This window comes from Flavobacterium sp. (assembly GCF_049318325.1).
Classification (GTDB): Bacteria; Bacteroidota; Bacteroidia; order Flavobacteriales; family Flavobacteriaceae; genus Flavobacterium.
In genome coordinates this window covers 1-10,464 of the sequence record NZ_JBMOGQ010000080.1, presented here as the reverse complement: position 1 = coordinate 10,464, position 10,464 = coordinate 1, and the positions used below count along the sequence as shown (strand labels likewise).

The 10,464-nt window shown below is 33.7% G+C and carries 6 protein-coding genes and 1 pseudogene; 6 read left to right on the top strand and 1 reads right to left on the bottom strand.

What is annotated here, in order from left to right:
• The 6 genes and pseudogenes from ACOYLP_RS08135 to ACOYLP_RS08110 all read left to right on the top strand — a co-directional run.
• Positions 1-476 (top strand): annotated as a pseudogene (locus ACOYLP_RS08135) (hypothetical protein); the annotation flags it as partial.
• Between the two features lie 116 nt (positions 477-592).
• A complete protein-coding gene (locus tag ACOYLP_RS08130; RefSeq protein WP_422855681.1) occupies positions 593-853 on the top strand; it encodes a hypothetical protein in 261 nt (86 codons plus the stop codon).
• 50 nt (positions 854-903) lie between these two features.
• Complete coding sequence (locus tag ACOYLP_RS08125) at positions 904-1,800, top strand: ATP-binding cassette domain-containing protein (protein ID WP_422855680.1); 897 nt, start codon at positions 904-906, stop codon at positions 1,798-1,800.
• Between the two features lies 1 nt (position 1,801).
• Entirely contained in the window at positions 1,802-2,638 is an 837-nt protein-coding gene (locus ACOYLP_RS08120; RefSeq protein WP_422855679.1) for an ABC transporter permease, read from the top strand.
• An 84-nt stretch (positions 2,639-2,722) separates the two neighbouring features.
• Positions 2,723-7,864 carry a T9SS type B sorting domain-containing protein gene (locus ACOYLP_RS08115; RefSeq protein WP_422855678.1) on the top strand — a complete coding sequence of 1,714 codons (5,142 nt, stop codon included), beginning with the start codon at positions 2,723-2,725 and terminating at the stop codon, positions 7,862-7,864.
• A gap of 59 nt (positions 7,865-7,923) precedes the next feature.
• Positions 7,924-8,784: an alpha/beta hydrolase gene (locus ACOYLP_RS08110; RefSeq protein WP_422855677.1), complete on the top strand. Its 861-nt coding sequence runs from the start codon at positions 7,924-7,926 to the stop codon at positions 8,782-8,784.
• A 181-nt stretch (positions 8,785-8,965) separates the two neighbouring features.
• Here ACOYLP_RS08110 and ACOYLP_RS08105 read toward each other — a convergent pair.
• Positions 8,966-10,464: GTP-binding protein (locus tag ACOYLP_RS08105; RefSeq protein WP_422855676.1), on the bottom strand; the 1,499-nt coding region annotated here is incomplete at its 5' end.

Here is a 10,464-nt window from a genome sequence, read left to right as displayed (position 1 = left end):
TTTCAATAGGAAGTTGGAGAATAAGACAATTTATTAGACCAACACTTGTTATAGGAAATAATAGAGCACAAATTATAAAAGATAGAATTACCATTTCTGATGGAAACGGAATTTCAGGTTTTGATAATCCATTAATTAATGGAACCAAAAAACTTTTTACCTCTTTTCAAACGCAAACTTATTTGCCAGAAAATTGGCATGGATTCCATTTTAGTCCGTTCTTCAATATGACTTTTGGGTTACTAGGAGATGAAACTAATAGGATACTTAATGATAAAGTATATTCCATTTTTAGTTTGGGGGCTTTAATAAATAATGACTATTTGGTATTTAATAGTTTCCAAATTTCATTCTCTTTTTATCCTTCAATTCCATTTCAGGGAACTGATATTTTTAAAACTAATACATTTAAAAACAACGATTTATCTTTGCCTGATTTCCAAATTGGCGAGCCGACCATAGTCCCTTACAACTAATTAATTTTGTAAGTATATTTAGTGTAAAAACTAAAAATAGTGTATTTAATCGATTAATTTCGGTTTTTTGTCTACAACTTGTTAAGTTTATTCCACCAAACCAAAAACTTAATTTCATGGAAACAAATTACTTACCTAATGGAATGGTGAAAAAAAATTATCATTGTTCCCTACTTGGCCATCGCTTTGTTGAAACCAGAAAAATCAATAATCATTTTAGCGAATTTGAATGTAAAACTTGTAAAATGCAGGTTACAAATGATATAAGAGGTCAAAAAATTAGATTGACATCTAAACTTAAAGACATAAATGAAACGCTTTTTTATTTGAATTTAAAGAAACAATTTCTAACTAAGTTTTACTTTCGAAAAGACTAGTAACAAATTAAGGTTATATTTGTCCAATCGAAAACCTTAAAAAACTAGTCTTGGAATCTACCATACTTTCTATTAAAAATCTTCATAAACGTTATGGCAAAATTCACGCTGTAAATAACGTTTCTCTCGAAATACATAAAGGCAATGTTTATGGAATCCTTGGTCCAAATGGTTCGGGAAAATCTACAACATTGGGAATTGTTTTGAATGTTGTTAATAAAACTTCCGGAGAATACAGTTGGTTTGACGGAACAATGCAAACCCATGAAGCACTAAAAAAAGTAGGTGCCATCATTGAACGTCCCAATTTTTACCCTTACATGTCAGCGAAAGAGAACTTAGAATTGGTTTGCAAAATAAAAAACATTGATTATTCCAAAATAAATGAAAAGCTAGAAATTGTGGGGCTTATCGATAGAAAGGACAGCAAATACAAAACCTTTTCTTTGGGTATGAAACAACGATTGGCTATTGCTTCTGCACTTTTAAATGATCCTGAAATTTTAATTCTAGATGAACCAACTAATGGTTTAGACCCACAAGGTATTCATCAAATTCGAGATATTATCCGTTTGATTGCTTCACAAGGAACAACAATTCTATTGGCTTCCCATCTATTAGACGAAGTGGAAAAAGTATGCAGCCATGTTTTGGTTTTGAGGTTTGGCAAAATCCTTTATAGTGGAACTGTTGATGGTATTAGTAATAAAAGTGGTTTTTTTGAATTGCAAGCCGAAAATAATTCCAACCTTATAGAAAAGTTGAAAAACCATCCCGAAGTTGAAAAAATTTCAGAAACGGACGGAAAAGTAATAGTATATTTTAAAAGCCAATTAGATGCTTCACTTTTGAATCGTTATTTAGTAGAAAATGGGATTTACCTTAACCATTTGGTATTTAAAAAAATGAGTTTAGAAGAACAGTTTCTTGAATTAACCAAAAACTAATATGAAAAGATTACTCGCCATAGAACTACAAAAAATCTGGAAAAACCGTGCCAGTAGAATATTAACAATAAGTTATTTTCTTATATTATCGTTTATTGCATTGATTGCTTCCATTAATATCAAGATTGGAAGTTTTCAATTGCATTTTGCTGAAATGGGAATTTTCAATTTTCCTTTTATTTGGCATTTCAACACCTACATTGCTGCCATTCTTAAATTCTTTTTAGCCATTGTCATTGTTTCAATGATGGCTAATGAATACAGTTATGGTACATTAAAACAAAACCTAATTGACGGAATGAGCAAAAAAGAATTTGTACTTTCTAAATTCTTAACCGTTGTTCTTTTTGCTTTTGTTTCTACTTTTTTTGTTTTTATAATGTCATTGATTTTAGGCTATAGTTTTTCATCATATACCGAATTAAGTATTGTCTTTTCTGATATGGACTACTTACTTGCCTACTTTGTAAAGTTGGTTGGATTTTTCTCTCTCTGTTTGTTTTTAGGAGTTTTGGTAAAACGTTCCGCTTTTGCTATTGGATTCCTTTTTGTTTGGAATATTATTGAAGGAATAGCCAATGGAATTTTATCGTTTAAAGTTTTTCCTAAAAGTAATACCGCTTCTCAAATCACACAATTCTTCCCGTTAGAATCTATGAGTAATTTAATTGTTGAACCGATTACAAGATTAAGTGTGATAAAAAATATTCAAACTGCAGTTGGCGATACAAATGTAAAAGACTACAGTGTACATTTCTCGACCATTTTTATAGTTTTGGTTTGGACAACTTTATTTATTTTTCTATCTTATAAAATAATCAAAAAAAGAGATTTATAGTTGAAATATTCATCATTTCTAAAAGAAAACATAAATAGAGTTAGTTCTTTTTATGTTTTCTTATTTATTTGCTAATTTTATCGAATGAAAAAAATAACTTTCTATATACTTTTTGTTTTGCTTTTTTCGTTGAATTGTTTCTCCCAATTTAGTAAAACTCATTATATACCGCCACTTTCTGGTGCATCTAGTGTAACATCTGAAGAACAATTTCTTTATATTTCAACCCCAAATGTTAATCCTGTAAATTTCAGAATTATTGAACTTGGCGGAAATACCATCATCGGAACCGTTTCAAGAAACGTCCCATTTGTATACAATGTAGGCTTTGGTAACGATACGCAACTTCATGTTGATCAATCGTTGGCTAGTGCTGTTTTAAACAATAAAGGTTATATAGTTGAAGCCGATGATTTAGTTTATGTTTCTGCCAGAGTAACTGCTGGTAATGGAAATCAAGCCGGGCAAGTAGTTTCAAAAGGATTAGCTGCACTTGGTTTACGATTTAGAGTTGGTGCTTTTACGAATACTTTAGTTAACAATTATGTTGATATTCATTACACTTTTGTTTCCGTTTTAGCAACTGAAAATAACACAACGGTCACGTTTAGTGGGATGAAAACCGGAGTGCAATTAGTTAATAGTGCAACAGGAGATTCCCCATTCAACGTTGTACTGAATAGAGGAGAAAGTTATGTCATGGCAGTTCAAGGACCTACTAATGAAAATAGAGATGGATTAATTGGTTCTTTAGTTTTAGCCGATAAACCTATTGCTGTTAACTGCGGTTCGTTTGGAGGTTCTAATGCAGTCGCTAATCTTGATTTAGGTTTTGATCAAATAGTTCCAGTAGAGAGAATAACAAGTAGCGATTATATTTTCATAAAAAGTACGGGAGTTGATGAAGTGGAAAAAGTTATTATAGTTGCAGATGAAGACAATACTGAAATATTTTTAAATGGTACTACAATTCCAAGTTACACATTAAATTCCGGCGAATATGCTTCATTGCTAGGATCAGACTTTAGTGCAAATGGAAATTTATATGTAACATCTTCAAAAAAAGTTTTTGCCTATCAAAGTATTGGCGATGATGGTGCTATAGATCAAAGAAATCAAGAACTTTTTTTTGTGCCTCCATTAAGTTGTCAAACACCCAGAGTTATAGACAATATTCCTTTCATTGATCTTATTGGTACGCGTCAATTTAGTGGAAGAGTTACCATAGTTACAAGAACAGGTGCAACACTAAATTTTATCATTGATGGAACTAACTATTCTTTAGCAAGTTTAGCCGGAATTGGAGTAAACGTAGTTGGACCTATTGCAGTAATTGGAAATACAAATTATGAAACTTATGTTCTGACCGGAGTAACTGGAAATGTTTCCGTTTATTCGACAGGCGAATTGTATTTGGCTGCTTATGGTTCTGAGCAAGCTGCAACTTTTGGAGGGTATTATTCCGGTTTCACTTTTAAGCCCGAAATTTCCTTTAATGAGGTTGACATAACACAGTTGGGTTGCATCCCAAATTCTATTTTAAGTGTAAATTCACTTAGTCCTTTTGATGTATTTCAATGGTATTTTAACGGAAGTCTAATTCCAGGTGCAATAAATAATACGTATCAACCTTTGAATTCCCCGGCTGGTCTTGGCCCAGGATATTATTATGTTTCGGCGACTATTGCCGGTTGTACAAGCCCAAAGGATTCAGACAATATTCCGGTGAGTTCTTGTCCAAACGACAATGATAATGATAATGTAAATGATAATGTTGATCTGGATAATGACAATGATGGTATTCCCAATTGTGCCGAATCTTACGGAAATCAAGTGTTTAATTTATTCAATACGTCATCTGGATCAATATCAATCAACACTTACAGTAATTCATATACTGGGGCAATTACTTTCTCAGGAACTGGGACACCTTCCGTAACACCATTTTTTGGAGATGCTGGTGGCAATTTTGTAACAGAAGCGGCACAAGGAAAAAATAATTCTGTTAGTTATACTCTTTCTAATTTTACTTCACCTATTAGTCTTTCTGTTTCCTATGCCGATATTGCAGCAGCAAATGATTTATTTACTTCTTCAACAGAAATCAGAATAACGTGTCCCGTAAATAAAACATTAACTATTTTAAACCCAACAAACCAATTACTAATTGACACCAATTATGATGGGATTTTTGAAAGTGGAATTACACAATATTCTTCTTTTGAAATTCGTTTTCGATTAAATAATAGTATTGCATTACCTGCCGGTACCGGCACATTTTCTATAAATGGAAATCTAATTAATTCAATTGTAATTACCAACATCAACCTTTCAGACACAACCACCAGTAGAGTGGCTTTAAATTTATTTGCCACCTGTGTACCAAAAGATTCTGATGGTGATGGTATTGCTGACCAAAACGATCTGGATAGTGATAATGATTCTATTCTTGATTTATTTGAAGCGCAAGGTCCAACTTTCTTAGCTTTATCTAATGTAGATTTAAATCAAGACGGAATTGATGATGTTTTTGGAGCAGGTATTTATCCACCTGATGTTCCTAATGCAGATGTTGATGGTGACGAAGTTCCAAATTATTTAGATTTAGATTCAGACAATGACGGAATTTACGATATAGATGAAACCGGGTTTACTATTACAGATGCTGATAACAATGGAATAATTGATGGCGCAAATTTTGGAGCCAACGGATTATTTAATCCTATAGAAACAGCCACTGATAGTGGAATTATAAACTCTATTTATGTGCTTGCCGATACAGATGCGGATGGAATTTACAATGCTGTAGAATTGGACAACGATAATGATCTTTGCAATGATGTAATTGAAGCGGGTTATTTAGACAGTAATCTCGACGGAATATTAGGCGGAATAACGCCACCAACAGTCAATAATAACGGACTTGTAACAAGTGGAATTGGTTATGGAAATCCAAACCCAAATTATATAACAGCAGCACCAATAATAATAAACACTCAACCACAAAATAGTACTACCTGCGAGCTCCAAAACGTCACTTTTACAATCAGTACGAATGCAATAAACACTTATCAATGGCAATTATCTACCGATAGCGGAGTTACTTGGTCTATTATTTCAAACAATACCACTTATTCCGGTGCTAGTACTAATACATTGACAGTCTCTAATGTGACTCCATCAATGGTTGGCTATCAGTATCGTTGCTTCTTAAATAAAAACGGAAATGCTTGCGGGCTAAATTCATCGGCAGCCATACTTACAACATATCCTTTACCTGTAGTTACAACGCCAATTTCATTAAAACAATGTGACGATGATACAGATGGCATTTCCATTTTCAATTTAACTCAAAAGAATGATGTTATTTCTACAAATTATTTGAATGAAACATTTACTTACTATACAACACTTGCGGCAGCAAATACTCAAAACAACACCTTTTTAATTACTAATCCGATAACTTATACTTCTGGAACTAGTAGTGTTTATGCCCGAGTTGAAAATAGCAATGGTTGTTTTAGAGTTGCACAAATTGATTTATTAGTCTCGGTAACACAAATTCCTTCAAGTTATGTTGTTCCAAATCAATATTTATGTGATGATTATTTGGATGCCGTTAATAATGACAGAGACGGAATTTCAGGGCCTTATGACTTTACAAGCATTACCAATAATTTACTTGGTTTTCTGCCTGGACCAACTGCTAATTACAGTATAAAATATTATAAAACCGAAGCTGATTTCCTTGCTGAAACTGACGCTCTAGGAAATTCATTGGAAATAACCAATACTACAACTTATCGAAACATTGGTTTCCCTAATACGCAAACGATTTGGGTTCGAGTTGAAAGTACTTTAGACAATTCTTGTTATGGATTTAAAACATTTGATGTTGTAGTAGAAACTTTGCCAATTGCCAATCCAATTAATGCAATAAATCTTATCCGTCAATGTGATGACGATCAAGATGGTATTTATGGTTTCGATACCTCAACTATTCAAGCTACAGTTTTGAACGGACAAACTGGAGTCAATGTAAAATATTTCAGAGCTAATGGCACGCAACTTTCAACACCATTGCCAAGTCCATTTTTTGTAACTGGAACAGAAACGATTACTATAAGAGTTTCAAATAATTCAACCCAAACTGGTGGTCAACCTTGTTATGATGAAGAAACATTGGACTTTATAGTAGATGATTTGCCCGAAGCATTTGCCATTTCATCAAATTTAATAGCAATTTGTGATGAAGAAATTAATCCAGTTGACCAAAATGGATTGTATGATTTTGATACTTCAACATTTCAATCCACCCTACTTGGAGGTCAAACAGGAGTAAATGTGTATTATTTTGACCAAAATAATAATCCGTTACCAAGTCCACTAGCAAATCCTTATACAACAGGAACACAAAATGTAAGAGTGGTTGTTGAAAATCCAATCAATACAGCTTGTAAGGCACAATTAAACATTCCATTTTTTGTACATCCAACTCCAAAAATAGATTTAGAAGAAAACATTATTATCTGTTTGCCAACTACTCAAGCTCTCATTGACAGCGGAATACTTGATGGCACTCCTGCTTCAGATTATTCGTTTCAATGGTATACTAACAATATTTTGATGCCTGGTATAACAACTCCATCACTAACTGTAAATACTCCGGGAACTTATAGTGTTGATGTTACCAATGCTTTTGGTTGTACAAAAACCAGAGTAATTACTGTCACAGGTTCTGAAATTGCAACAATTCAATCTATTGATATAGTTGATTTAGCAGATGTAAATTCTATAACAGTAAATGTAACAGGTTTAGGCGATTATGAATTTGCACTTGATGATGTCAACGGACCTTATCGCGATAGCAATTTCTTTGAAAATGTTCCTATGGGCCTTCATGATATTTATGTTCGTGACAAAAATGGTTGTGGTTCGCTAGGTCCAATTACAGTTGCTGTACTCGGAATTCCACAATATTTCACACCAAATGGAGATGGCTATAACGACCATTGGAATGTAAAAGGTGTAAGTACACAATTCAATTATCTTTCTACTATATACATATTTGACCGTTTTGGAAAATTATTAAAACAAATAGGAACTACAGGCTTAGGTTGGGATGGAACTTTTAATGGGCATCCAATGCCTGCAGATGATTATTGGTATAACATCAAGTTTGAAGACGGAAGAAGTGCTAAAGGGCATTTCACTTTAAAACGTTAATCACTATGAAAATTAGTTTAGTATTCACACTACTTTTTTCTAGTTTAATTTATTGCCAGATGCCTAAAGTGACTAGTGGCAAAATAGAACATTTTGATAATTTCAAATCAAGTTTTGTAGATGCACGAAATATTGATGTTTGGCTACCCGATGGCTATTCTGAAGAAGAAAAATATGCTGTAATTTATATGCATGATGGGCAGATGCTATTCGATGCTGAAACGACTTGGAACAAACAAGCATGGGAAGTGGACGAAACTGCAGCTAAGTTGAATGAAGAAGGCAAAACCAAAAAATTCATTGTGGTTGGCATTTGGAATAATGGACAAAAACGTCATTTTGAGTATTTCCCTCAAAAAGCTTTCAGAAAACTTTCTGCCGAAGAAAAAGAGTTTGTTTCCAACAGTTTAAAATTAAAAGGAAGAATAAATGACACTTTTAATCCCATTTCAGATAACTATCTCAAATTTATTGTTACTGAATTAAAGCCATTTATTGACCTTCATTTTTCAACACTAAAGAATAAAGACAATACGTTTATTTCCGGTTCTAGCATGGGTGGTTTGATTACAATGTATGCTATTTGTGAATATCCCGATGTTTTTGGAGCTGCCGCTTGTCTTTCGACACATTGGACTGGGATTTTTCAACTAGAAGACAATCCGGTTCCAGCTGCTTTTTTTGATTATATGAGAACCTATCTACCTGACCCAAAAACACATAGAATTTATTTTGATTATGGCGACCAGACTCTGGATCAACTCTACTTTTCTTTGCAGTTAAGCGCAAATGATATTATGAGAGAAAAAGGATTTAACAATGCCAATTGGAAAACCTTATTATTTCCTGGAAAAGATCATTCAGAGAAATCCTGGGCAGAACGTTTGTCTATTCCGTTAGAGTTCCTGCTGAAGCTATAGCCCTAGCCCGGATGGTAACGGCATCCTTTTTTGTTTTATAAAAGCCCTTCGACTGCGCTCAGGGTGACAAAACAAAAAAGATAGAGTGGACAGCCAGAGCAGCTTCAAAAACAAAAAACCCATTCTGTTACGAATGGGTTATATTACATAAGATTTCTCCTTTGTCGGAATGACAAGCTTATTATATTTTATTACGTTTTCTATCGTTTTCTGTCAAATAGATTTTACGCAAACGAATAGATTTTGGTGTAACCTCAACATATTCATCTTTTTGAATATACTCCAATGCTTCTTCTAATGAGAAAATAATCGGAGGAATAATCCTTGCTTTTTCATCATTACCTGAAGAACGAACGTTAGATTGTTTTTTTGCTTTGGTTACGTTAATACTCATATCATCGCTACGAGAGTTTTCTCCAATAACCTGACCTTCATATATTTCATCATTTGGATTGACAAAGAATTTACCACGGTCTTGTAATTTATCGATAGAATAAGGAATTGCTTTTCCGTTTTCCATAGAAATTAAAGAACCGTTGTTTCTTCCAGGTATTTCACCTTTGTAAGGTTCGTATCCAATATAACGGTGTGACATAATCGCTTCTCCTGCAGTGGCTGTAAGCAAAAGATTTCTCAAACCAATAATTCCACGAGACGGAATGTTAAATTTCACAATCATACGTTCTCCTTTAGCTTCCATACTTAACATTTCACCTTTACGGATAGAAACGAATTCAACTGCTCTTCCGGATAAATGTTCTGGTAAGTCGATTGTTAATTCTTCAATTGGCTCGCATTTTTTACCGTCAATTTCCTTGATAATAACTTGCGGTTGTCCAATTTGCAATTCATAACCTTCTCTTCTCATCGTTTCAATAAGAACTGATAAGTGTAATACACCACGGCCAAAAACCATGAATTTATCAGCTGAATCAGTCTCGCCAAGTTTCATCGCTAGGTTTTTCTCGAGCTCTTTAGTCAAACGATCTCTAATATGACGAGAAGTCACAAATTTTCCTTCTTTACCAAAGAAAGGCGAATCGTTAATAGTAAACAACATGCTCATTGTTGGCTCGTCGATTGCTATAGTTTGCAATGCTTCTGGGTTTTCAAAATCGGCAATGGTATCACCAATTTCAAAGCCTTCGATTCCAACAATGGCACAAATATCTCCGGCAATTACACTTTCTACTTTTTTACGTCCAAGACCTTCAAATGTGTGCAATTCTTTAATTCTTGATTTTATGATTTTACCATCTCTTTTAACTAAAGAAATAGGCATACTTTCTTTTAATTCACCTCTTTCCAATCGACCAATTGCGATACGACCGGTGAATGAAGAGAAATCTAAAGAGGTAATCAACATTTGTGGCGTTCCTGTAGAAACTTTTGGTGCCGGAACATGTTCAACAACCATATCCAAAAGAGGTTCTATGTTTGTAGTGATATTTCTAAAATCATCAGACATCCAGTTGTTTTTAGCAGAACCATATACTGTTGGGAAATCCAACTGCCACTCTTCAGCGCCTAATTCATACATTAAATCAAAAACTTTTTCGTGCACTTCTTCCGGAGTACAGTTTTCTTTGTCTACTTTATTGATGACAACGCAAGGTTTTAATCCTAAGTCGATTGCTTTTTGCAATACGAAACGTGTTTGCGGCATTGGTCCTTCGAAAG